Source organism: Curvibacter sp. APW13 (assembly GCF_032337135.1).
GTDB lineage: Bacteria > Pseudomonadota > Gammaproteobacteria > Burkholderiales > Burkholderiaceae_C > Allorhodoferax.
The window spans coordinates 940,429-962,092 of the sequence record NZ_JAVXZZ010000001.1; the positions used below are offsets into that span (position 1 = coordinate 940,429).

Annotated in this window: 24 protein-coding genes; 6 read left to right on the forward strand and 18 right to left on the reverse strand. The window is 64.8% G+C overall.

What is annotated here, in order from left to right; translation table 11 throughout:
* Window positions 1-3: 3 nt before the first annotated feature.
* The 5 genes from RQP54_RS04290 to tsaB form a co-directional block, all read right to left on the reverse strand.
* Entirely contained in the window at window positions 4-1,575 is a 1,572-nt protein-coding gene (locus RQP54_RS04290; protein WP_315676926.1) for a diguanylate cyclase, read from the reverse strand.
* A gap of 93 nt (window positions 1,576-1,668) precedes the next feature.
* Window positions 1,669-2,508 carry an orotidine-5'-phosphate decarboxylase gene (gene pyrF / locus RQP54_RS04295; RefSeq protein ID WP_315676927.1) on the reverse strand — a complete coding sequence of 280 codons (840 nt, stop codon included), beginning with the start codon at window positions 2,506-2,508 and terminating at the stop codon, window positions 1,669-1,671.
* Between the two features lie 45 nt (window positions 2,509-2,553).
* A complete protein-coding gene (locus RQP54_RS04300; protein ID WP_315676928.1) occupies window positions 2,554-3,387 on the reverse strand; it encodes a uracil-DNA glycosylase in 834 nt (277 codons plus the stop codon).
* A complete protein-coding gene (gene rimI, locus RQP54_RS04305) occupies window positions 3,384-3,866 on the reverse strand; it encodes a ribosomal protein S18-alanine N-acetyltransferase (protein WP_315676929.1) in 483 nt (160 codons plus the stop codon). Before rimI ends, RQP54_RS04300 begins: the two co-directional genes overlap by 4 nt.
* The gene (gene tsaB, locus RQP54_RS04310; RefSeq protein WP_315676930.1) at window positions 3,859-4,593 is read right to left on the reverse strand and encodes a tRNA (adenosine(37)-N6)-threonylcarbamoyltransferase complex dimerization subunit type 1 TsaB; all 735 of its coding nucleotides are present in this window, start codon (window positions 4,591-4,593) and stop codon (window positions 3,859-3,861) included. Before tsaB ends, rimI begins: the two co-directional genes overlap by 8 nt.
* A 198-nt stretch (window positions 4,594-4,791) precedes the next feature.
* Here tsaB and RQP54_RS04315 point away from each other — a divergent pair, with 198 nt between their 5' ends.
* The 4 genes from RQP54_RS04315 to RQP54_RS04330 all read left to right on the forward strand — a co-directional run bounded on the left by RQP54_RS04315 (window position 4,792) and on the right by RQP54_RS04330 (window position 7,239).
* Window positions 4,792-5,013 carry a YdcH family protein gene (locus RQP54_RS04315; RefSeq protein WP_315676931.1) on the forward strand — a complete coding sequence of 74 codons (222 nt, stop codon included), beginning with the start codon at window positions 4,792-4,794 and terminating at the stop codon, window positions 5,011-5,013.
* A 109-nt stretch (window positions 5,014-5,122) separates the two neighbouring features.
* Window positions 5,123-6,607 (forward strand): D-alanyl-D-alanine carboxypeptidase/D-alanyl-D-alanine-endopeptidase, encoded by a 1,485-nt coding sequence (gene dacB, locus RQP54_RS04320; RefSeq protein ID WP_409997523.1) that lies wholly within the window; start codon window positions 5,123-5,125, stop codon window positions 6,605-6,607.
* An 8-nt stretch (window positions 6,608-6,615) separates the two neighbouring features.
* Window positions 6,616-6,900: a SemiSWEET transporter gene (locus RQP54_RS04325; RefSeq protein WP_315676932.1), complete on the forward strand. Its 285-nt coding sequence runs from the start codon at window positions 6,616-6,618 to the stop codon at window positions 6,898-6,900.
* A 6-nt stretch (window positions 6,901-6,906) separates the two neighbouring features.
* Window positions 6,907-7,239, forward strand: a complete 333-nt coding sequence (locus RQP54_RS04330) for a TfoX/Sxy family protein (protein WP_315676933.1) — start codon at window positions 6,907-6,909, stop codon at window positions 7,237-7,239.
* 65 nt (window positions 7,240-7,304) lie between these two features.
* Here the strand turns inward: RQP54_RS04330 and RQP54_RS04335 are convergent, their stop codons facing one another.
* From RQP54_RS04335 to purE, 7 genes are all read right to left on the reverse strand, one after another.
* Window positions 7,305-7,586 (reverse strand): hypothetical protein, encoded by a 282-nt coding sequence (locus RQP54_RS04335; protein ID WP_315676934.1) that lies wholly within the window; start codon window positions 7,584-7,586, stop codon window positions 7,305-7,307.
* A gap of 53 nt (window positions 7,587-7,639) precedes the next feature.
* Complete coding sequence (groL, locus tag RQP54_RS04340) at window positions 7,640-9,259, reverse strand: chaperonin GroEL (protein ID WP_315676935.1); 1,620 nt, start codon at window positions 9,257-9,259, stop codon at window positions 7,640-7,642.
* A 32-nt stretch (window positions 9,260-9,291) separates the two neighbouring features.
* Window positions 9,292-9,612 (reverse strand): co-chaperone GroES, encoded by a 321-nt coding sequence (gene groES / locus RQP54_RS04345; protein ID WP_315676936.1) that lies wholly within the window; start codon window positions 9,610-9,612, stop codon window positions 9,292-9,294.
* Between the two features lie 138 nt (window positions 9,613-9,750).
* Window positions 9,751-10,371: a diguanylate cyclase gene (locus tag RQP54_RS04350; RefSeq protein ID WP_315676937.1), complete on the reverse strand. Its 621-nt coding sequence runs from the start codon at window positions 10,369-10,371 to the stop codon at window positions 9,751-9,753.
* 96 nt (window positions 10,372-10,467) lie between these two features.
* The gene (locus RQP54_RS04355) at window positions 10,468-11,529 is read right to left on the reverse strand and encodes an L-threonylcarbamoyladenylate synthase (RefSeq protein ID WP_409997524.1); all 1,062 of its coding nucleotides are present in this window, start codon (window positions 11,527-11,529) and stop codon (window positions 10,468-10,470) included.
* 18 nt (window positions 11,530-11,547) lie between these two features.
* Window positions 11,548-12,735 carry a 5-(carboxyamino)imidazole ribonucleotide synthase gene (locus RQP54_RS04360; protein WP_315676939.1) on the reverse strand — a complete coding sequence of 396 codons (1,188 nt, stop codon included), beginning with the start codon at window positions 12,733-12,735 and terminating at the stop codon, window positions 11,548-11,550.
* Window positions 12,732-13,235, reverse strand: coding sequence for a 5-(carboxyamino)imidazole ribonucleotide mutase (purE, locus tag RQP54_RS04365; protein ID WP_315676940.1), 504 nt, complete (start codon window positions 13,233-13,235; stop codon window positions 12,732-12,734). Before purE ends, RQP54_RS04360 begins: the two co-directional genes overlap by 4 nt.
* A gap of 100 nt (window positions 13,236-13,335) precedes the next feature.
* Between purE and trxA the strand changes: the two genes are divergently transcribed.
* A complete protein-coding gene (trxA, locus tag RQP54_RS04370; RefSeq protein WP_315676941.1) occupies window positions 13,336-14,292 on the forward strand; it encodes a thioredoxin in 957 nt (318 codons plus the stop codon).
* A 13-nt stretch (window positions 14,293-14,305) separates the two neighbouring features.
* Here trxA and RQP54_RS04375 read toward each other — a convergent pair whose 3' ends face one another.
* The 4 genes from RQP54_RS04375 to pyk form a co-directional block, all read right to left on the reverse strand.
* Window positions 14,306-15,208: an HDOD domain-containing protein gene (locus RQP54_RS04375; protein ID WP_315676942.1), complete on the reverse strand. Its 903-nt coding sequence runs from the start codon at window positions 15,206-15,208 to the stop codon at window positions 14,306-14,308.
* A 61-nt stretch (window positions 15,209-15,269) separates the two neighbouring features.
* A complete protein-coding gene (locus tag RQP54_RS04380; RefSeq protein ID WP_315676943.1) occupies window positions 15,270-16,175 on the reverse strand; it encodes a phosphoribosylaminoimidazolesuccinocarboxamide synthase in 906 nt (301 codons plus the stop codon).
* A gap of 79 nt (window positions 16,176-16,254) precedes the next feature.
* On the reverse strand, window positions 16,255-17,319 hold the full coding sequence (gene fba, locus RQP54_RS04385) for a class II fructose-bisphosphate aldolase (protein ID WP_315676944.1): 1,065 nt from the start codon (window positions 17,317-17,319) through the stop codon (window positions 16,255-16,257).
* Between the two features lie 115 nt (window positions 17,320-17,434).
* On the reverse strand, window positions 17,435-18,868 hold the full coding sequence (pyk, locus tag RQP54_RS04390) for a pyruvate kinase (RefSeq protein WP_315676945.1): 1,434 nt from the start codon (window positions 18,866-18,868) through the stop codon (window positions 17,435-17,437).
* A gap of 158 nt (window positions 18,869-19,026) precedes the next feature.
* On the opposite strand from pyk, the gene RQP54_RS04395 reads away from it, so the two are divergent.
* Window positions 19,027-19,977: a diguanylate cyclase gene (locus RQP54_RS04395; protein ID WP_315676946.1), complete on the forward strand. Its 951-nt coding sequence runs from the start codon at window positions 19,027-19,029 to the stop codon at window positions 19,975-19,977.
* Window positions 19,978-20,048: 71 nt separating this feature from the next.
* On the opposite strand, the gene RQP54_RS04400 is transcribed toward RQP54_RS04395, so the two are convergent.
* The gene (locus tag RQP54_RS04400; RefSeq protein WP_315676947.1) at window positions 20,049-21,107 is read right to left on the reverse strand and encodes a chemotaxis response regulator protein-glutamate methylesterase; all 1,059 of its coding nucleotides are present in this window, start codon (window positions 21,105-21,107) and stop codon (window positions 20,049-20,051) included.
* Window positions 21,104-21,652: a chemotaxis protein CheD gene (locus tag RQP54_RS04405; RefSeq protein ID WP_315676948.1), complete on the reverse strand. Its 549-nt coding sequence runs from the start codon at window positions 21,650-21,652 to the stop codon at window positions 21,104-21,106. The genes RQP54_RS04400 and RQP54_RS04405 overlap by 4 nt, the downstream gene beginning before the upstream one ends.
* Window positions 21,653-21,664 lie beyond the last annotated feature (12 nt).

Sequence of the window (21,664 nt, forward strand, 5' to 3'; positions counted from 1 at the left end):
GGTTCAGCTTTCTGCAGGCACATCACAATGATGGCGATTGCGGCCCTGGGACTTTGCCACATACAAGGCGCGGTCCGCGCGTGCGACCAAGGCATGGGCGGAGTCGTCCAGCATACCGATCGCTGCGACGCCGATGCTCACGGTCAGGTGCGGTGCGACCTCCGACGCCTCGTGCTCGATGGCACGTTGTGCCAGCAAGCGCTGCAGGCGGTGGGCAATGTCGACCGCCCCCTCCAGCGGGGTGTTCGGCAGCAGCAACGCAAACTCCTCGCCACCAATGCGTGCCGCCAGGTCGATCGTGCGCCCACATGCGGTGGCCAGCACTTCGGCCACCGTGCGCAAGGCAGCGTCCCCAGCCGGATGTCCGTAGTGGTCGTTGTAGCACTTGAAATAGTCGACATCGACCACCAGCAGCGACAGGGGCTGGGTGTGCCGGCGTGCCCGCCCGAATTCCAGGGCCAGCCGCATGTCGAAAGCCCGCCGGTTCGCCAATCCCGTGAGGGTGTCGGTCATGGACTGTGCCGTCAGGTCGCGCACCTGGTCGTCGATCATCTCCAGCATGAAATTGACTTCGGTCGCCAGCACCCGCAGTTCATCGCGGCCGGGCACCACCACCTTGCGGCTCCAGGCGCCGGCTTCTGCCAATTCCTGCAACTGGCGCGTGAGGTCACGCAGGCGACGCACCAGCAGCCAGTGCACTGCGGTGGCGAGCAGCACCGCAATCACCAGGGCAGAAACCCCAAACTGCCATGCCAGGCGCGTCTGCAATGCCTGCGTACGGGCGAACAACTCACGGGGGATGCGCACTTCGAGCGTGGCCAGGGGCTGTCCGTCCAGGGACTGGAGCGGCAAATACATCGTGTTGAGTTCCGAAAATACGTGCAAGGCATAGTCCTGCCCGGAAATACCATTGGCGGGTAGTGCACCACGCAACCACTGAACCGCCGGCGGTATGTCACCCGCCGCGTTGAGCCAGAGCCCGAAACCCGACTGCTCCTGCCACTGGGCCACCCGGCGGCCATCGAGGAACCGCCCCATCACGACCAAACCCACGTAGCCACCGCTGCGGTCACTGCGGGAGACGCGCGCGGCACAAACCAGGGCAAAACGGGCACTGAAGGACTGCAGTCCGCACAAGGGCGCATCACCCAGCGCCAGCCGGGCCGCCAGCGCCTGGCGCTGGTCCAGTGGCAATTGTTCTGCGCTACCTACCCCAGCCGAACGAACCGCCCGCACGTAGCCAGCGCGGGCATCCAGGATGTCCACGAAGGACAGGTCGGCGGTATCGAGCGCCTGCGCATCGAGGTTACTGCTGGCCCAGGCCTGACGGGCGTGCGGGGCACGCACATAGTCGTACATGTCCGTCCATTCGGCCCAGTCCCGGGTCTGGCTGCGCAACGAACTGACACTGGCATCCATGATCTTGAGCACCCGCCCCATGCTGTCGTGCAGGTCCGCCCGTTCCAGATCGGAAAATTCGGCGTTCATGCGCTGCTTGAGCAGCACCAGACTGGCCCAACCCACCAGGCCAAAACAGAGAAGGAAGGCGAGCAGGATCTTGGAGCGAATTCCCATGGTCGGTGGTGGCGTCGGCGCTGGCAGACCTTACCACACCGGGTATGTGCCGACCAGTGGCGACAAACCCTGACTGGGCGGCTCCTGTCGCCCTCAGGCGCGCGCCGCGTGCAGGCTGTCGCGGGTGCGCTGGGCTTCGCGCCGGGCGGCCTGCGCGTAGTCGGCTTCAGCGCTGGCATACAGGATGGCGCGCGACGAATTGACCGCGATCGGGCCGGTGGTGCCGGATGCGTCACCACGCCATCCGGCGCGAACCGTCGCGACTGCATCGCCGCCTTGGGCGCCGACGCCGGGGATCAGCAGTGGCAAGGTCGGGGCCAGCGCACGCACGCGCTCGATCTCGGCCGGGTAGGTTGCACCCACCACCAGCCCGAGCTGGCCATTGAGGTTCCAGGGGCCTTGCGCCAGCGCGGCGATGTGTTCGTACAGGCGCGGCTGGCCGGGAATGTCACGCAGCGCTTGCGGCTGGAAGTCGTCCCCCCCGGGGTTGGAGGTGCGGCACAGCAGGAATGCACCCTTGCCGTGGTATTTCAGGTAGGGCTGCACCGAATCGAAGCCCATGAAGGGAGACAGGGTGACCGCGTCAGCGCCATAGCGCTCAAACGCCTCGCGCGCATACTGCTCGGCCGTGCTGCCGATGTCGCCACGCTTGGCGTCCAGGATGATGGGAACACCCGGCGCCGTGCGGCGCATATGCTCCATCAGCCGCTCCAGCTGGGCTTCGGCACCGTGGGCGGCAAAGTACGCAATCTGGGGCTTGAAAGCCATGGCCAGATCGGCCGTCGCGTCCACGATGGCCGCACAGAAATCGTAGATGTACGCGGCGTCACCTCGCATGTGCACCGGAAACTTCGCCGGCTCCGGGTCCAACCCCACACACAGCATGGACTGGTTGCGCCGTTCGGCAGCCGCAAGTTTTTCGAGGAACGTCATGGTCTTTTCTGGGGTAGTGGGGGCGGAGGTCGATTGTAGGCAGGCCTATGCCGCCTCCAGGGTGTCGAGCGCCAGGCACAGGTCTGCCCAGGCCTTGGCTTTGGCGGCACTGTTGCGCAGCAGGATGGTCGGCGGGTAGGTCACCACGGTCGGCAACCCCTCGAACCGATGGACTTGGCCACGCAGGTGGTCCAGCGCCATGGAGGCGGTGGTCGCACCCGGCTGCGCCACCAGCTGCTGGGCAAAGCGCCCCATGAGCAGCACCATCCGCGGCTTGACCAAGGCGATCTCGGCGCGCAGGTGCACCCGGCATTGCTGCAGGTCGTCGGCCGTGGGCAGGATGGCATGCGGCACCCGGCATTTGGTCACGGTGGTCACATAGGCACCCCGGGCACCTTCGGCGCTGCGGGACACCCCCACGGCCTTGAGCATGTTGTCCAGCAGCACGGCAGCGTCGCCCGTGACCGGTTGCTGCTGGCGCTCCTGCTCTTCCTCCGGCGGGTCCAGCACCACCAGCCAGTCGGCCTGCACCGGATGGGCCGGTGCCTGCATCGCGCAGCGGCTGCGCCCGGCATGCTGGGGGCAGGCCTGGCACTGTGCCACCTGCTCGACCAGGGCAGGCCAGTCGCCCGCCAGCGCTGGGGAAAACGCAGCGGGGGCGGCTACGGGAGCGACCGGTGCCACCGGCGGCACCGGTGCGGCCGCAGGCACCGGGGTCCGGACAGGTGCGGGTGCCTGTGCCATCGGAGGCGTTCGGCTGCCTGGGCTGTCGGCACTGGCGGGGGCGGCAGCCACAGCGAAGTCGGTCCCGGGCAGCCACACGGTGACGCCCATTTCCTTGAGCATGGCGCGCTGGCGGTTATCGAGGTGCAGGCTCATGGGTGTTCGCTTTCGTCCAGGGGGCAGTACATCACCAGCGCATCCTCGCGCGCCGGGCCCAGGCCCGGGTAGTAATCCTTGCGCACGTTGACACGCTCGAAGCCCAGGCCTTCGTAGAGCCGGATGGCGCGCGTATTGCTTACCCGCACTTCCAGCCAGATGCGCTGCGCCGCCACTTGCATGGCCCAGCGTTTGAGCGCGGCCATCAGGGTGCGCGCATGGCCCTGCCCCTGGTGCTCGGGCGCCACGGTGATGTTGAGCAGGTGTGCCTCGCCCACGCCCTGCATGGCCACGAAGTAGCCCAGCACGGCACCGTCGCGCACCAGCATCTGGGCCTCGTAGCCGCTGGCCAGTGCGTCGAGGAAGTGGGTGCGGGTCCAGGGATGGTCATAGGCACGCGCCTCGATGTGCAGCACGCTGTCGAGCGCTGGCGCCAGCAGGGGCGCGAATGTCGGATCAGCCAGTGCGGATTCAGCCATGGTTACTCCGCTGCGCAACCTGCAAGGCCTTTTCGCGTTCGCGCTCGGCCGTGGTCTTGGCCACCTTGTCGCGCACGTACAGCGGCAAGGCCTGCTCCGGTGGCACCGCCTGCCCCTGGTGCAGCAGGCCTGGCGCCAACTGCAGCAGGGCACGGGCACTGGGCAAGGCCGCGACGCAGGGCAGGCTACGTCCCGCCAGGGCAGACTCCACCCGCCCTGGATAGACGGGAAACACGTTGCCGGCCAGACACTGCACCGACTCCGGCACCACGACCGACTGCGGTGCACACAGCTGGATCTCGCCCTCGGCATGCCAGTCAACCCCATCCCAGCGCCACGGCGCGGCGTAGACCTCGTCCATGCGGGCGTCCAGCAGGGACAGCACCACGAATTCGGGCACGTTGGGCGCGTGCTGCAGGCGCGCGTCTTCGGCCACCGCCAGCAGGGAGTTCACGGGCAGTACCGGCAGGTCTGCCCCCAGGGCCAGGCCCTGTGCCACCGCACAGGCGGTGCGCAGGCCGGTGAAGGAGCCGGGGCCGGCACCGAACACCACGGCGTCGAGTTGCGCCATCGCCAGCCCGGCCTGCGCCAACAGCGACTGCACGCCGGCAATCAGGCCGAACGAGGCCTGTGCCCCGCCCGCGCCGGTATGCACATGGACGCCCCCCCCGGCGGCCACGCCGATGGAGAGCACTTCGGTGCTGGTATCAAACGCCAATAGCTTCATTTACTGATCAAATCAGGCCGTAGCCCGCATATTCATTGTGCAATGCGCTTTCATTTCAATAGCGCCCGACCACCCCACCGGACAGCTGCACACCCTCGCAGTGGCTTTCTCGCGACGCTCGGGACGACAAACCATTATCGCGGCACGGCAGGAGGATAATGGGCAGCTGTTCCCACACGACCATGGAGTGATTGCAGCATGTTTCCCGAGCACCGCGAACTGATTACGCAACTGAAGAACAACGACCACCACTTCACCCGCCTGTTCGACAAGCACAACGAACTGGACCAGAAGATCAAGAACATGGAAAGCCACGTCGAGGCGGGTAGCCCGGTGGAAATCGAAACCCTGAAGAAGGAAAAGCTGGCCCTCAAGGACCAGCTCTACGTGATCCTGCAGAAAGCTGCTGGCAAGGCCTGACGGCCGCCCCTCGGGGGCTGGCCACGGTGACCGCCTCCAAACAACGGCACAATCCACGTGCCACGATGCGCCCTTCGGGGCGCTTTTTCTTTCTGCCACCGGATTTGCCATGTTCTTCCGCCCCAGCCGCTACCGTCTGTTCTGCCTGCGCTCGGCGATGGCCGCTGGTCTGGTCTGGACCGCCCTCGTGGTCGGCGCCCAACCGCTACCCGCCGAGGTGCAGGCCGCACTGGCCCGGGCCAAGGTCCCGCCAGAGAGCGTCGCCATGCTGGTGACCGAAGTGCAGGGCAACGGCAACGCGCGCCTGGCCCACCGCGCCGGCATCCCCATGAACCCTGCGTCGGTCATGAAGCTGGTGACGACCTCGGCCGCGCTGGACCTGCTGGGCCCGACCTACCAGTGGAAGACCCCGGTGTACCTGGAGGGCCCGGTACGCGATGGTGTGCTGCAGGGCAACCTCGTCATCAAGGGTCAGGGCGACCCCAAGCTGGTGCTGGAGCGGATCTGGCTGCTGCTGCGCAGGGTGCAGGGCCTGGGCATTCAGACCGTGGCAGGCGACATCGTGCTCGACAGGAGTGCGTTCGAGGTGGCCCCGGTGGACCCCTCGCAGTTCGATGGCGAACCGCTGCGGCCCTACAACGCCACGCCCGACGCCCTGCTGCTGAACTACAAGGCCTTGGTCATGACCTTCACGCCAGACCTCGAGACCGGGGTGGCCCGGGTGCAGTACGACCCGCCACTGGCCGGAGTGCAGCTACCCGCCACCGTGCCGCTGCTGCGCAATGGCGACAAGGGCAACGACTGCAGCGACTATCGCGCCAGCCTCAAAGCCGACTTTGCCGACCCCACCCGCATCCGCTTCGGCGGCGCGTACCCGGCCAGCTGCGGCGAGCGCACCTGGCCGGTTGCCTACGCCGACCCCGCCAGCTACAGCCTGCGCGCGGTGCAGGGCCTGTGGCAGTACATGGGTGGCAAGCTGCAGGGCATTGTGCGCTTCGGCACGCTGGGCAACCCGGCGGCCAAGCCCGCATTTGAGGCCGGGTCGGAGCCGCTGGCGCTGATCGTGCGCGACATCAACAAGTACAGCAACAACGTCATGGCCCAGCAGCTGTTCCTGACGCTGGGTCGCGCCGCGAGCGATGCCGCCCCCGAGAGCGAAGGTGTCGCCCTGCAGGGCAGCGCCAGCTTTGCACGCTCGCAGCAGGCCGTGGGCCAGTGGTGGCAAAGCCGCCTGCCCGGGGTGGCCGCGCCGGAACTGGAGAACGGCTCGGGCTTGTCCCGGCGTGAACGCATCAGCGCCCATGCCCTGGCCCGCCTGCTGCAGCTGGGGTTTGCGTCGCCCTGGATGCCCGAGCTGATGGCCTCGCTGCCGATCTCGGGCGTGGACGGCACCCTGAAGCGCATGAAGAACCGCGCCCAGGGCAGTGCCCACCTCAAGACCGGCAGCCTGCGCGACGTCACTGCCCTCGGGGGTTTTGTGCTGGGCGCCAGCGGCAAGCGCTATGTGCTGGTAGCCTTGGTGAATCACCCCAACGCCATCGCCGCGCGACCCGCCCTCGAAGCCCTGGTGGAATGGGCGGCACGCGACCAATAGCCAAGCCCATGCAACTCACCGACATCTTCGGCTTCCTGGCCGCCACCCTCACCACCGCCAGCTTCATACCGCAGGCACTGCATACCTTCCGCACCAAGGACGTGCGCGGCATCTCGCTGGGCATGTACTCGGCCTTCACCACCGGCGTGGCGCTGTGGCTGGTCTATGGGTGGATGCTGGGCGAAATGCCGATCGTGATTGCCAATGCGATCACGTTATCACTGGCGTTGGCCATCCTCATCATGAAACTGCGCTACCACGAGGACAAGCCTTCGGGTACTGATCGGCCCTGAAGCACGATGGACCGAAGAAGCACCGCCGACTTGCCAAGCACCGATCCTGCAGGACAGAAGCTGGCACAGGCTGCGGGACTGGGGCCGAAATCCGCCGACATGCTGGCAGCGGCGGGCATCGACAGCATGCAAACCCTGCGCCACCTGGGTTCCGTTGCTGCCTACATCAAGGTACGTCAAACCAACCCACGCGCGTCGCTCAATCTGCTGTGGGCACTGGAGGGGGCGATCTCGGGGTTGCACTGGCAGCAGGTGGCCCGCGAACACCGCACTAGCCTGCTGCTGGCGCTGGAGCAGCTGCAGTCGCAAGCACGCCGCGGCAAGGGCCCTGCGCGCTGAGACGCGTTGCGGCACCCCTGCGCGTCAACGGACATGGGAAGCGGCCAGCGCCCCCTGTCCAAGCCTCAGCCGTCGGGGAGCAGGTGGCAAGATTGCGCAGGCCTGTCCGAGGGGCCGACTGCCAGGGCCTTGATGGCCGCGACATGCTCGGCCTTGCGTCCCGCAAGGTACCCCGCCTCCAGGGCCCGGTCCAGCAAATGATGGGCTTCCTGTCGCGTCAGGGCCAGGTCGCCGCGGAACCATGCGTCCAAGCGCTGGAACGCCTGCCGATCGACGAAAGGAGCGTATCCAACCAAAGCCCCGGCCGAGAATCCAGCGTGAATCGACGATGAGCAATCGGATTTCATGGAGTCTTCAGGGACGGGGCGGCGCATCGACCGCCCCGCCCTTGGTCACGGTATCAGTACTCCATGTCCGCCGGCATCGGCGCAGGCTTCTGCTCCTTGGGCGCCTCCGCAATGCTGGCGTCAGTGGTCAGGATCAGCCCTGCCACCGAGGCCGCATGCTGCAAGGCAGAGCGGGTCACCTTGGTCGGGTCGATCACACCCATGGCGATCAGGTCACCATACTGCCCGTTGGCCGCGTTGTAGCCCCAGGCCCCCTTGCCGGCCAGCACCTTGTCCACCACCACCGAGGGCTCGTCACCCGCATTGGCCGTGATGGCACGCAGCGGCTCCTCGATGGCGCGCAGCACGATCTTGATGCCCGCCGTCTGGTCATGGTTGGCGCCCTGCAAGGACTTGACGGCCTCGCGGGCGCGCAACAGCGCCACACCACCGCCGGGAACGATACCCTCTTCGACTGCAGCCCGGGTGGCATGCAGCGCATCGTCCACGCGATCCTTCTTCTCCTTCATCTCGACCTCGGTGGCAGCACCGACCTTGATCACGGCCACACCGCCGGCCAGCTTCGCCACACGCTCCTGCAGCTTCTCGCGGTCGTAGTCGGAAGTGGTGTTCTCGATCTCCGCCTGGATGTTGGCCACCCGTGCCTTGATCTTGGCCTGGTCGCCGGCACCGTCGATGATGGTGGTGGTTTCCTTGTGGATCTCGACACGCTTGGCGCGACCGAGGTCGGCAATCGTGGTCTTTTCCAGCTGCTTGCCGGTTTCCTCGGCAATGACGGTGCCACCGGTAAGGATGGCAATGTCCTCGAGCATGGCCTTGCGCCGGTCGCCGAAGCCCGGCGCCTTGACCGCAGCCACCTTGAGGATGCCGCGCATGCTGTTGACCACCAGGGTCGCCAGCGCCTCGCCTTCCAGGTCTTCGGCCACGATCAGCAGGGGTTTGCCGGCCTTGGCCACTTCTTCCAGCACCGGCAGCAGGTCGCGGATGTTGGAGATCTTCTTGTCGTGCAAGAGGATCAGTGGGTCGTCGAGCACACAACTCTGCTTCGACGGTGTGTTGATGAAGTAGGGGCTGATGTAACCGCGGTCAAACTGCATGCCCTCGACGACATCGAGCTCATTGCTCAGGCTCTTGCCGTCTTCCACGGTGATGACGCCTTCCTTGCCCACCTTGGCCATCGCCTGCGCGATGATGTCGCCGATAGCAGTGTCCGAATTGGCCGACAGGGCTGCAACCTGCGCGATCTCCTTGTTGGTCGCGCACGGCTTGGACAGCTTCTTGAGCTCCGCCACCACGGCTTCGGTGGCCTGGTCGATGCCGCGCTTGAGGTCCATCGGGTTCATGCCGGCCGTGACGTACTTCATGCCCTCCTTCACGATGGCCTGCGCCAGTACGGTCGCTGTCGTCGTGCCGTCCCCGGCGATGTCGGCGGTCTTGGAGGCCACCTGCTTGACCATCTGCGCCCCCATGTTCTCGAACTTGTCGGCCAGCTCAATCTCCTTGGCCACGCTCACACCGTCCTTGGTGATCACGGGCGACCCGAAGCTCTTCTCGATGACCACGTTGCGGCCTTTGGGGCCCAATGTGACCTTGACGGCATCGGCCAGCACATTGACGCCCTTGAGGATGCGGGCACGTGCGGAATCATGGAATTGGACTTCTTTGACTGCCATGTTCAATCTCCTGTTGCTTGGTTCTGTGGTTTTCAGGCGGCTTTCTTGAGGTTGCTGACATTGACGCCTTCGATGACGCCCAGAACATCCTCTTCCTTCAACACCAGCAATTCCTGGTCATCGACCTTGACCACCTGCCCCGCATACTTGCCGAAGAGCACGCGCTCGCCCTTCTGCACCTGCAGGGGCCGCACCGAGCCATCCTGCAACAAGCGCCCGGTACCGACGGCGATCACGTCGCCCTGCTCAGGCTTTTCGGCGGCCGAATCCGGAATGACGATGCCGGATGCCGTCTGTCGCTGGCTGTCCACCCGCTTAACGATAATCCGGTCGTAAAGGGGACGAATTTCCATAGAGAAATCTCCTGTTCAAAATCAGATTAAAGGTAAGTGCGCCGCCCCATGGCGAGGCGACGTTCGATGAAATAGGAGCGCCAGAAAGAAATTCAAGGGGTGGCCATTGGCACCCCTGAACACGCAGCTACGCCACCCTCACCCGAGGTAGATGCGCGTCTGACGCCCCAGTCGGTAGCGTGTCTCCTGCAGCCGCGTCCCGACTGCAGGCTGCACGCCCACCGGGCAGGGTGGCTCTCGGCCACCATCGCTCCCCAATGTCTCGTCGAGGGCGATACCGTTCCAGATCCCATCGCGCACCGGGCGAAAGTACCAGCGCACATAGCCCACACGCTCGCCCAGTCGCATGAGTTCCTCTCGATCCGGAGCGTCACGCACCATCAGGGCGTCTGGATCTTCGTGCAAGGAGTCGTCGGCAAAGGCCTGGCGGCAGTCCAGGGCTTCACGCTCTGATGCACCCGCCGTACTGCACGAGCGGCGCTCCTGCCGCAGCAAGTCCCACGCGCCCAGGCGCCAAGCTGCATCCAACATGCCGTCGTCGAGTTGGGCCATGTTCTGCCATGGATCGTTGATCTGCAGCGCCGAGCCCGGTACTGGAACCGATGCTTCCCGGGGCGACACGCCGGCCGACGCAAAGCCGAACCAGTGCAAAGCAAGCAATACAGGCGTGTTCGGGCAAGGCACCGCGGTCAGGCTCACACCCCACAGCGGCAGCCGCATGGCCTGCGACTGCTGGTGAATGGTTTCGAACAGCTCCATTTCCACACACTCCATTCCAAGGACTGGAAAAATTGTGGGGAAAAGCAGAAATTTCTGCAAGCGCTGCAGGCGCTGCGCCGCGGCGGTCGCGGGGATCTAGGCCGCTGCGCGCTGCAGGCGGTCACGCACGCCATCCCAGCCACTGTCCACTGGAGGTGTTTCGACCCAAATTTCACCTACGCCCCGCGCGTCCAGGGCCCGCAGCATGGCGAAGAGTTCGTGGGCCGCATCGGCGGCGACAGCAGGCATGGGCTGCACGAACACGCTGGCAGGGGCATGAACGCTGCTGCGGGCATAGACCGCAATCCGCACTGCAGTCGTGGCATCTTGCCCATCGAGCGCAGATTGCATGGAAGCGGCATCCATCAGCCGCACCCTGGCGCTGGGTGCGTAATGCGACTCCAGCGTACCTGAGGCCCGTGGCCCCGGTGCGCTGTGCGCCGGCAGCTCATCCTTCGATAGCAGCTTGCGTCCGCAGGCGGCCCACACCTGCTCCGCCGTGATCGCACCGGGGCGCAGCAGCACCGGTTCGCCGCGGGTGCAGTCGATGATGGTGGACTCGATCCCAACGTCACAGGCGCCGCCATCCAGCACCGCAATGCGGCCTTCGAACTCTTCTTCCACATGGCTCGCCAGCGTGGGGCTGACACGGCCGAACCTGTTGGCGCTGGGCGCAGCGAGGCCCCAGACCACAGACTGCCCGGAAGCAGGTGAACGCAGTGCGGACAGCACCGCCTGGGCCAGCGGGTGTGCCGGGCAACGCAGTCCGATGCTGTCCTGCCCGCCCGCCGCCGCCGCGCCCACGCCCGCTCGGCGCGGCACGATCAGCGTCAGCGGCCCGGGCCAGAACGCGGTCATGAGCGCGCGGGCGAAATCGGGAACCGCGGGGCAGTAGTGGTCCACGCCTTCGCGCAGGGTTGCGTCGGCATGCACGCCGTCGTCGTGGCTGCGCGCTGCCAGGTGCACGATCAGCGGGTGGTCGGCGGGGCGGCCCTTGGTGGCGAAGATCTGTGCCACAGCCTGGGCGTTGTCGGCATCGGCGGCCAAGCCGTACACCGTCTCGGTAGGCATGCCAAATAAGCCGCCAGCCCGCGCTATATCTGCACAAGCCGCTACGGATTGCATAGCAGCAGCAGTGTCACCGGCAGGCAGGATCATGGCAGGCGGGGCTCGACTTCAGAACGCCACGATGCCAAGCACGCCACAGGCTTTCAGAGCCGTTGCGCGGGCGCCTTCGACGGTGGCTGCGGTGATGGTCAGGTGCCCCATCTTGCGCCCCGGTGCAGCCTTGGCCTTGCCGTACAGGTGCAGGTGGGTGCCGGGCAGGGCCAGCACGGCGGCCCAGTCCGGCTCACCACTGGCAGGCCACAGGTCGCCCAGCAGGTTGAGCATGATGGAGGGGCTGTGCTGGCGCGGCTGCGTGAGCGGCAGGCCGGCCATGGTGCGCACCTGCAGCTCGAACTGCGACACGTCACAGGCCTCGATGCTGTAGTGGCCGCTGTTGTGCGGGCGCGGCGCCATTTCGTTCACCACCAGGCCGCCCAACGCTTTCGCCTCGGGGGACGACGGCTCCAGCACGAAGAACTCGACACACAGCACGCCGACGTAGTCCAGGCCAGCCGCTACGGATTTGGTAGCTGCGACCGCACGTTCGGCGAGGGCGGGGTCTATATTTCCTTCAAAAACTTCGGTCACGGCCAGGATACCGCCGCGGTGCAGGTTGCGCTGCACCGGCAGGTTCACGCAGGTGCCGTCGGCCCCCCGGGCGACGATGACCGAGCATTCAAGCGCCAGCGGAAGCATCTTCTCCAGCACGCAGGGCACGCGCTGCAGGTCCGCCCACGCCGCTGCCAGCTCAGAACGGGTGGCCACGCGTACCTGACCCTTGCCGTCGTAGCCCATGCGGGCGGTCTTGAGGATGCCGGGCAGGAGGTCGTCCATGACCGCTGCCAACTGCGCTTCGGTCTCGATGACGGCATGCGGTGCCACGGGCACGCCACAGCGCAGGAAGTGGGCCTTCTCCTGGGCACGGTCCTGGGCAATCGCCACGGCAGCGGCAGCGGGGGCGACCGGGCGGGCTTGGGCCAGCGTGGCCAGGGCCGCTGCGGGCACGTTCTCGAATTCGGTGGTGATGGCGCACGACACGGCGGCCAGCTGGGCCAGCCCCTCGGGGTCGGTATAGCCGGTGCGGATGTGGTGGTGGCTCACGCGGCCGGCGGGGCTCACCGGGTCGGCATCGAGCACGGCAGTGAAGTAGCCCAGGCGTTGGGCAGCGTGCACGAACATGCGGCCCAGCTGGCCACCACCCATCACGCCCAGGGTGGTCTCGCGGGTGGAGGGGACGAAGGTCTGGGCGTCGCTCACAGCGGGCTTCCCGTTACGGGCAGGGTCATGGCGCGGGCGGCTTCGGTTTGGTCGCGGCGGAAAGCGTCGAGTTCCAGGCGCAGGTCGGGGTTTTCGTTGGCCAGCAAGGCCACGGCAAAGAGGGCCGCGTTGGCAGCGCCGGCGTTGCCGATGGCGAAGGTCGCCACAGGAATGCCCTTGGGCATCTGCACGATGCTGTGCAGCGAGTCCACCCCCGACAGCGCCTTGCTCTGCACCGGCACACCCAGCACCGGCACGGTGGTCTTGGCGGCCAGCATGCCCGGCAGGTGGGCTGCGCCACCGGCACCGGCGATGATGGCCTTGAGACCCCGCTCGGCGGCCGCTTCGGCGTACGCAAACATGTCGTCGGGCATGCGGTGGGCCGAGACCACCTTGGCTTCGAAACGGATGCCAAACTGTTGGAGAATCTGCACTGCGTGCTGCATGGTGTCCCAGTCCGAGTTGGAGCCCATGACCACGCCGACTTGAATTTTGCTCATAGCTGTGAGTGAGGCTGCCCCAGGGTGCGCCGCGAGCGCGGACCAGGGAGCCAGAGAGTTGAGCCTTGAATTTTACTTTTTTACCGTCAGGTAGCCCCGCATGATCAACGTCACCATCCAAAACTTTGAAGCCGAAGTCGTCGAGGCCTCGTTCACCACGCCTGTGCTGGTGGACTTCTGGGCCCCCTGGTGCGGACCGTGCAAGACGCTGGGCCCGCTGCTGGAAAAGGTGGAAGAAGCCTACGGTGGCCGCTTCATTCTGGCCAAGATCGACTCCGACCAGGAGCAGCAACTGGCCCAGGCCTTCGGCATCCGCTCCATCCCGACCTGCGTCCTGATGATCGGCGGCAAACCGGTGGACGGCTTCATGGGTGCTGTGCCCGAAAGCAAGATCCGCGAGTTCCTGGACAAGCACCTGCCCTCCGAGGCCGAACTTGAAGCCGAAGCCGATGCCGAAGACGCCCAGGCCCTGGTGGCGGCGGGTGACAGCCAGGCGGCGCTCAACAAGCTGCACGAGGCGCTGACCCTGAACCCCGGCAACGACGACGCCCGCTACGATTACGTCAAGCTGCTGATCGAGAACAACCTGCTCGACGAAGCCCAGGCGGCGCTGGAGCCGGCACTGGCGCAGATTCCGCGCCAGCTGCGCTTCGAGGCTCTGGGCCACTTCCTCGCCGCTATTCAATTCGTAGCTTCTGACGCACGTGGCGCCTGGGCTCCAGCCCAATTTGACGAGTTGATTGCAGCCAACAAGCGCGACTTCGACGCCCGATTCGCCAAGGCCCGCGTGCTGCTGGTGGCTGGGCACTGGAACCAGGCCATGGACGAGCTGCTCGAAATCATCATGCGCGACAAGGCCTGGAACAACGAGCTGCCGCGCAAGACCTTCGTGGCGATTCTGGAGCTGCTGACACCGCCGAAGCCCAAGGCCGCGGCAGCCACACCGGGCAAGAGTGCCGGTGGGATTGAACTCACAGGCAAGGTCGCCGCAGAGGAAGATCCGCAGGCCCAGCTGGTGTCGAGCTACCGCCGCAAGCTGAGCATGGCCCTGAACTGAAGCGACGCGTGCTTCAGGCCGTGTTGCCCTGCAATCGGCCCTGGTCGACCTTGTAGACAAACCCCCGTGCCGCCCGCTCCGACACGTTGAGCAGCTCGGCGATGTCGTGAAAATCGTCGGGCAACGCCGCGTTGTCCCAACCGTTCTGCGTATGCCGGGCAATGCGCACAGCCAGCACCACGTTACGCACCATGGGGTGGTCGGCATGCCGTTCGTCACTGATGCGCACCAGCAGTTCGGGCAGGCGCCATAGCTTCATCAGCGCATGGCGCAGGTCCTGCAGTTCGATATGGAACACGAAACGCTGCAACGGTGCCGAACGCAGCGTCGGGTTTTCCTTTTGCTTGGCCTGGATGTCCAGCTCCAGGGCCGGGGCATGGCACCACATCAGCAGCTCCGCGAAGTCGTGGATGAAAGCCGCCTGCCGGATCACGGTCACATCGTGGTCGCGCCGGTGGATCGCAAATGCGGTCGCAAAGTGCGCGGCCCGCGCGGCACGCAGCAACAGGCGTTGCACCCCGGCCAGCGCCTGCGGCTGGTCGGCCAGCAAGGCCTCCACCGTCGGCTGGGGGCCAAAGGCCCGGAAGAATGGCGACACCCCGATCATCACCAGGGCACTGGTGATGGTCTCGGTTTCGGTGGAATCGGTATGCCGACGCTTCGTGGCCACAAAGGCCATGACCTTCACGGAAAAGAAGGGGTCGGACTCGATGAGTTCGGCCAACATGCCGGCATCCACCTTGTCCTCCTCATCGAGCTGCCGCAGCTCTTCCAACCGTTTGGCCGACTCCTCCAGGATGGGGATTTCAGTCTGTTCGAAGTGGCGCACCCAAGCCGCCAGATCGGGCAAAGGCGCAGTCAGGAACCGCGCCGAAGACGCGGTGGAGTTGACGGTGTTGGCATCGGGCATTCCCATGTCCGAAGTATCGGCAGGGATTGCTATCAGGTCAATAGCAATCCTATCAACCTTGAAAACCTCAGGCCGTCAGGCGCTGCAGGGCTTCCTGGTACTTGGCCGCGGTCTTGGCGATCACGTCGTTGGGCACGCGCGGAGCCGGTGGCGTCTTGTTCCAGGGCTTACCGTCGACCACCGCCTGCTCCAGCCAGTCGCGCACGAACTGCTTGTCGTACGAAGGCGGGTTGCTTCCTTCGGCATAGCTTTCCACCGGCCAGTAGCGCGAGGAATCGGGTGTGAGCACTTCGTCCATCAGCGTGAGCGTGCCGTCCTTGTCCAGACCGAACTCGAACTTGGTGTCGGCAATGATGATGCCCTTGGTGAGTGCGTACTCGGCTGCCGTCTTGTAGATGGCGATGCTGATGTCGCGGATGCGGGTAGCCAGATCCAGGCCAATCATCTCCACCGTCTTCTCGAAGGTGATGTTCTCGTCGTGGTCACCCACCGCAGCCTTGGCGGCTGGTGTGTAGATGGGCTCGGGCAGCTTGCTGGCGTTCTTCAGGCCCGAGGGCAGCGGCACGCCGCACACCGACTGGCTCTCCTGGTATTCCTTCCAACCGCTACCGGCCAGGTAGCCACGCACCACAGCTTCGACTGGAATGGGCTTCAGGCGCTTGACCAGCATGGAGCGCCCTTGCACCTGCGGCACCTCGTGCGGCTGCACCACGCTTTCGGGAGCGTCACCGGTCAGGTGGATCGGGCACAGGTTCGCGCCCTTGGGGCCGAGCTTGTCGAACCAGAACAGCGCCATCTGCGTCAGCAGCGCGCCCTTGCCCGGAATCGGTTCGCCCATGATGACGTCGAACGCGCTCAGGCGGTCGCTGGCCACCATCAGGATGCGGTCGTCGCCCACCGCGTAGTTGTCACGGACTTTGCCGCGGGCCAGCAGGGGGAGGGAAAGGGCGGAAGTGTGCAGTGCGGTGCTCATGGGGATGCTTCAGAAAAAAGGCCCTGCCCGCATCAGCGCGGCAGAGCCTTGGATTATCGCCAATCCGGGGCAGACTGGATTACTGGACCACCTGGGCCAATGCACCGCTGGCGTACTTGCCGGCCATGACGGACAGGCTATCGCCCTTGATCTTGGCGCCCTGGCCTTCGCATCCGAACTCCAGGTAACGCTGCTTGCAGATGGCCTGGGCCGCGGCGCGGGCCGGCTTGAGCCACTCGCGGGCGTCGAACTTGTCGGGGTTCTCGGCCAGGAACTTGCGCACCGCGCCGGTCATGGCCAGGCGGATGTCGGTGTCGATGTTGATCTTGCGCACACCGTACTTGATGGCTTCCTGGATTTCCTTGACCGGCACGCCGTAGGTTTCCTTCATCTTGCCGCCATACTGGTTGATGATCGCGAGCAGGTCCTGGGGCACCGAGCTGGAGCCATGCATCACCAGGTGGGTGTTGGGGATGCGGGCGTGGATTTCCTTCACGCGGCTGATGGCCAGGATGTCGCCCGTGGGCGGACGGCTGAACTTGTAGGCGCCGTGGCTGGTGCCAATGGCAATGGCCAGCGCGTCGAGTTGGGTAGCCTTCACGAACTGTGCAGCCTCTTCGGGGTCGGTCAGCATCTGGCTGTGGTCGAGCTTGCCTTCGGCACCGATACCGTCTTCCTCACCGGCATCACCGGTTTCGAGGTTGCCCAAGCAACCGAGCTCGCCTTCCACGGTAACGCCGACCTTGTGCGCCATCTCGACCACGCGGCGGGTCACGTCCACGTTGTAGTCAAAGCTTGCCGGGGTCTTGCCGTCTTCCATCAGCGAACCGTCCATCATGACGGAGCCGAAGCCGAGGTCAATGGCGCCGGAGCACACCTTGGGGCTGGTGCCATGGTCCTGGTGCATCACCAGCGGGATATGGGGGTACATCTCGGCAGCGGCCTGGATCAGGTGCTTGATGAAGGGCTCGCCCGCGTACTTGCGCGCACCGGCGCTGGCTTGCAGGATCACGGGCGCACCGACTTCGTCGGCCGCCGCCATCACGGCCTGCACCTGTTCCAGGTTGTTGACATTGAAGGCTGGAATGCCGTAGCCATTGGCAGCGGCGTGGTCCAGCAGTTCGCGCATCGATACGAGTGCCATGAGAATCCCCGAGGAAGTGAAAAAACCGGTGTGCCGGCGGTTGGTAACCGCCTGGTAACTGCATGCTTGGCGCGAATTTTACCCCGGGGGAAACCCGTAGTCTGGAGTGCGTGCCTCAGCCCACGGCACAAATCTTGAGCATGTTGGTTCCACCGGGCGAACCCATGGGCTCGCCGCAGGTGATGGCGTACACATCCCCGGTTTGCACGATGCCGCGCTTCTTCAGGTGCGCCTCGGCATCGGCCAGCGCCGTGTCGCGGTCCGCACTGGTGTCCATCAACAAGGGACGCACATTGCGGTACAGGGTGAGCTTGCGCTGGGTCGCCACCTTTGGGGTCAGGGCGTAGATCGGCACATGGATCAGGTGGCGGCTCATCCACAGCGCGGTTGAACCGCTGTCCGTCAGGGCCACAATGGCCTTGGCGCCCAAGTGGTGCGCCGTGAACAGCGCTCCCATCGCAATCGACTGGTCAATGCGCGTGAACGTCTTGCCCGTGAAGTCGGCATCCAGTCGGACATGCTCGCCTGACTCTGCTGCGACGCAGATCTGCGCCATCTCGACCACCGTCTCCAGTGGATACTTGCCCGCGGCCGTTTCGGCACTGAGCATCACGGCATCGGTACCATCGAGCACGGCATTGGCCACGTCACTCACCTCGGCACGGGTCGGCACCGGGTTGGTGATCATCGACTCCATCATCTGGGTCGCGGTGATCACCACCTTGTCCATCTCGCGCGCGAGTTTGATCATGCGTTTTTGCAGCGCAGGCACCGCGGCATTGCCCACTTCCACGGCCAGGTCCCCACGCGCCACCATGATCCCGTCGCTGGCCTTCATGATTTCCTCGAGCTTCGGAATCGCCTCGGCCCGCTCGATCTTGGCAATCAAGCCCGGCTTGTGGTTGTAGCCGGCAGCCGCCACATTGCACAACTGCCGGGCCATTTCCATGTCGGTCGCGTTCTTGGGAAAGCTCACGGCGACGTAGTCGGCCTGGAAGCTCATGGCGGTCTTGATGTCGTCCATATCCTTGGCCGTCAGCGCGGGGGCGGTGAGGCCACCACCTTGCTTGTTGATGCCCTTGTTGTTCGACAACTCGCCACCAAGCTTCACCGTGGTGAATACCTGCTCGCCGCGCACAGCATCGACCGTCAGAACGATGAGTCCGTCATTGAGCAGCAGTGTGTCGCCAGGTTTTACGTCACGCGGCAGTTCCTTGTAGTCCAGACCCACGCCGGCAATGTCCCCCAGCTCGGTCCGCGATGCATCGAGTACGAACTTGGCCCCGGGCTCGAGCTGCACCTTGCCCTCTGCAAACTTGCCGACCCGGATCTTGGGCCCCTGCAGGTCCGCCATGATCGCGACCTCGCGCCCCGCGCGTGTCGCCGCCTCGCGCACCAGCTGCGCGCGGTCAATGTGATCCTGCGCCTTGCCATGGCTGAAATTCAGGCGAACCACATTGACACCCGCCCGGATCATGTGCTCCAGCAAGGCAGGGTCACTGGATGCGGGCCCAAGGGTTGCAACAATTTTCGTAGCGCGGCGTGTCATGTACGATGTCTCCAGAAAGCTCAGCGGCCATTGTTGCACGGATGGCGTTACATCAGGGTTCCCAAACGGTTCGGTACCCTCCCACGGGTTCGGGCTTACCCCATTGCCCCTCCTCGCTGTGCGGTGATAATCATTGCCACGGCAACCACGCCCCCTGCATGAACTCCTTCGCCCTGTCCTCCGCCCTGCCAGACACCCCTGCGGCCAAGCCCAAGCTGTTGGTGGTGGACGACCAACCCATCAACATCCAGGTAATGCATCAGCTTTTCGCGGGTGAATACCAGGTGTTCATGGCAACCAGCGGTCCGCAGGCCATCAAACTCTGCAAGACCAACCCACCCGATCTGGTCCTGCTCGACATCGTGATGCCCGGGATGGACGGGCATGAGGTGTGCCGCCAGCTCAAGGCCGACACCGAGACGCGCGACATTCCGATCATTTTTGTCACCGCGCACACAGATTCAGACCAGGAATCGCAGGGGCTCGAATTGGGTGCGGTGGACTTCATCACCAAACCCGTCGTCCCCGCCGTCGTTCGCGCACGCGTGCGCACCCATGTGACCCTCAAGCAGCAGAGTGACTTGCTGCGCAAGATGGTGTTCCTGGATGGTTTGCTGGGCGTGTTCAACCGACGCTATTTCGATCAGCAGATCGAAACGGAATGGAGCCGTTCGCAACGCAGTGGAACCCCACTGAGTGTCCTGATGATCGATGTCGACTTTTTCAAGCGTTACAACGACACCTATGGCCACCTCGCGGGTGACGACTGCCTGCGCAGTGTGGCGACGGAAATCCGCCACGTACTTCGTCGGCCAGCCGACGTGGTGGCTCGCTATGGCGGAGAGGAATTTGCCTGCATCCTTCCGGAAACACCCCTGGTGGACGCGATTACCCTGGCCAAGACACTGGAACAATCGGTGCGCGCACTCGGCATACCGCACAGCAGTTCCGACACTGCCAAGGTGGTCACCGTCAGCATCGGCGCCGCCTGCAAACCGCCGATCGGCAGTGGAACCGCGTCGGATCTCGTGTCGCAGGCCGATGCCCAGCTGTACCGGGCCAAACACCTTGGCCGCGGCCAGGTGTGCGCCGCCGAGCCCCAGAACTAAGGACCTTTTCTGGCCCAGGCCCCCGAATACATTGCGTAGACCGCTAGCGTATTGCTAGCAAAATGCACCCGTCACGCGCGCGAATCGAATTGCAGGATGGCGCGAGCAACCTGTTCCAGCGGCAGGATTTCATCCACCGCCTGCAGCTTGATCGCTTCCTTGGGCATGCCGAATACCACGCATGTTTCCTCGTTCTGGGCTATGCAGCGCGCCCCGCCGTCGTGCAGCACCTTCATGCCGCGCGCGCCATCATCGCCCATGCCCGTCAGGATGATGCCCAGCGCGTCGCGCCCTGCGCACTCGGCCGCAGACCTGAACAGGACGTCGACCGAGGGCTTGTGCCGATTCACCGGAGGGCCGTCGGCAACGTGCACAAAGTACTGGCCATGGGCCTTGCGCAATTGCATGTGCAGCCCTCCCGGTGCAATCAGCACGGTGCCCCGCTCCAGACGGTCTCCATCCTTGGCTTCCCGGACCTTCATGGCACAGATACCATCAAGCCGTGTCGCATACATGGCCGTAAAGCGCTCGGGCATGTGTTGGGTGATTGCGATCCCGGGCGCGTCGGCGGGCAAACTGGTCAGTATCAGCTCCAGAGCCTGGGTTCCTCCGGTCGAACTGCCAATGACCACCGGCTTGTTCATTGCAAATGCATGCACATGACTGACCGGTGCGGTCGCAGCGACGGACGCCTTGGCAGCGGAAGCCGGCACGGCGGTACGATTGCGCGGCTTCGAGCGGGCTGCAGTTTTCAGCGTCTGGATCATTTCGCGACGCGAATCCTCCAGGTGTTGCTTCAACCCCAGCTTGGGCTTGGCCAACACCGCAACCGCACCCGCTGAAAGGGCTTCGAGCGCCACCTTGCTGCCTTCCGTGGACAAAGTGGAACAGATCACCGTCGGTATCGGATTGCTGGCCATGGTCTGGCGCAGGAAGGTCAACCCATCCATGCCCGGCATTTCAATATCCAGCAGCATCACATCGGGCGGATTCTTGCGAATTGCTTCCATGGCAAGTAGCGGGTTGGGAGCGCTCCCGATGAGTTCGACCTCCGCATTGCCCGCAAGCATATGGGCCAGTGCCTGGCGAACGACGGCTGAATCATCAACCACAAAGACTTTCACCGTCATTGGATATCACCTACTTCATTGGAAGCATTGACCACGGTTGGTGACGAACGCCCCACCCGCCAGGACACCTTGCGGTAACCGGTTCCGCCCAGAGCGCTTTCAACCACCGCAATGCCATGGTCAGCCAGAAAATCCAGGGCCCATTGCGCGTTGCGATCCCCCACAGAGCGTTCATTCACGATGTCCGGGAACATGTTCCCACCACCGTAGACATAGGCTTCGCAACGCTGCGCCGGAATGCCTACCGCAAGCAGTTTGGCAAACATCGCCTCCATCGCCACCAGACCAAAGGCCGTATTGTGGCGGTTCTCTTGGTTGGGTGTGCCGACATGCACGATATGGCACATGGAACCAACGGTGCGTCGCGGGTCGGTCAGTATGATGCTCACGCACGAACCCAGCAAGGTCTTCATTTCGTCCCCCGCCGTCGCAAACGCCACGTCACCAGGCATCAGTTCTATAGACTTGGCCGCAACCGAATGTCCAGATTTCGCCTGCACCCTCGGTGACTGAGGCATGTGACGAGATTTGGGAGCAGCGACCATGAGGCTATTGTG

What these genes read in the sequence shown, in the direction of transcription:
- pyk (WP_315676945.1), bottom strand. Translation starts at nt 18,868, where the DNA reads ATGACACGCCGCGCTACGAAAATTGTTGCAACCCTTGGGCCCGCATCC.
- dacB (WP_409997523.1), top strand. Translation starts at nt 5,123, where the DNA reads ATGTTCTTCCGCCCCAGCCGCTACCGTCTGTTCTGCCTGCGCTCGGCG.
- RQP54_RS04315 (WP_315676931.1), top strand. Translation starts at nt 4,792, where the DNA reads ATGTTTCCCGAGCACCGCGAACTGATTACGCAACTGAAGAACAACGAC.
- RQP54_RS04395 (WP_315676946.1), top strand. Translation starts at nt 19,027, where the DNA reads ATGAACTCCTTCGCCCTGTCCTCCGCCCTGCCAGACACCCCTGCGGCC.
- RQP54_RS04400 (WP_315676947.1), bottom strand. Translation starts at nt 21,107, where the DNA reads ATGACGGTGAAAGTCTTTGTGGTTGATGATTCAGCCGTCGTTCGCCAG.
- tsaB (WP_315676930.1), bottom strand. Translation starts at nt 4,593, where the DNA reads ATGAAGCTATTGGCGTTTGATACCAGCACCGAAGTGCTCTCCATCGGC.
- pyrF (WP_315676927.1), bottom strand. Translation starts at nt 2,508, where the DNA reads ATGACGTTCCTCGAAAAACTTGCGGCTGCCGAACGGCGCAACCAGTCC.
- rimI (WP_315676929.1), bottom strand. Translation starts at nt 3,866, where the DNA reads ATGGCTGAATCCGCACTGGCTGATCCGACATTCGCGCCCCTGCTGGCG.
- RQP54_RS04330 (WP_315676933.1), top strand. Translation starts at nt 6,907, where the DNA reads ATGGACCGAAGAAGCACCGCCGACTTGCCAAGCACCGATCCTGCAGGA.
- purE (WP_315676940.1), bottom strand. Translation starts at nt 13,235, where the DNA reads ATGAGCAAAATTCAAGTCGGCGTGGTCATGGGCTCCAACTCGGACTGG.
- RQP54_RS04375 (WP_315676942.1), bottom strand. Translation starts at nt 15,208, where the DNA reads ATGGGAATGCCCGATGCCAACACCGTCAACTCCACCGCGTCTTCGGCG.
- RQP54_RS04355 (WP_409997524.1), bottom strand. Translation starts at nt 11,529, where the DNA reads ATGATCCTGCCTGCCGGTGACACTGCTGCTGCTATGCAATCCGTAGCG.
- RQP54_RS04380 (WP_315676943.1), bottom strand. Translation starts at nt 16,175, where the DNA reads ATGAGCACCGCACTGCACACTTCCGCCCTTTCCCTCCCCCTGCTGGCC.
- trxA (WP_315676941.1), top strand. Translation starts at nt 13,336, where the DNA reads ATGATCAACGTCACCATCCAAAACTTTGAAGCCGAAGTCGTCGAGGCC.
- RQP54_RS04325 (WP_315676932.1), top strand. Translation starts at nt 6,616, where the DNA reads ATGCAACTCACCGACATCTTCGGCTTCCTGGCCGCCACCCTCACCACC.
- groL (WP_315676935.1), bottom strand. Translation starts at nt 9,259, where the DNA reads ATGGCAGTCAAAGAAGTCCAATTCCATGATTCCGCACGTGCCCGCATC.
- RQP54_RS04405 (WP_315676948.1), bottom strand. Translation starts at nt 21,652, where the DNA reads ATGGTCGCTGCTCCCAAATCTCGTCACATGCCTCAGTCACCGAGGGTG.
- groES (WP_315676936.1), bottom strand. Translation starts at nt 9,612, where the DNA reads ATGGAAATTCGTCCCCTTTACGACCGGATTATCGTTAAGCGGGTGGAC.
- RQP54_RS04335 (WP_315676934.1), bottom strand. Translation starts at nt 7,586, where the DNA reads ATGAAATCCGATTGCTCATCGTCGATTCACGCTGGATTCTCGGCCGGG.
- RQP54_RS04290 (WP_315676926.1), bottom strand. Translation starts at nt 1,575, where the DNA reads ATGGGAATTCGCTCCAAGATCCTGCTCGCCTTCCTTCTCTGTTTTGGC.
- RQP54_RS04300 (WP_315676928.1), bottom strand. Translation starts at nt 3,387, where the DNA reads ATGAGCCTGCACCTCGATAACCGCCAGCGCGCCATGCTCAAGGAAATG.
- fba (WP_315676944.1), bottom strand. Translation starts at nt 17,319, where the DNA reads ATGGCACTCGTATCGATGCGCGAACTGCTGGACCACGCCGCTGCCAAT.
- RQP54_RS04350 (WP_315676937.1), bottom strand. Translation starts at nt 10,371, where the DNA reads ATGGAGCTGTTCGAAACCATTCACCAGCAGTCGCAGGCCATGCGGCTG.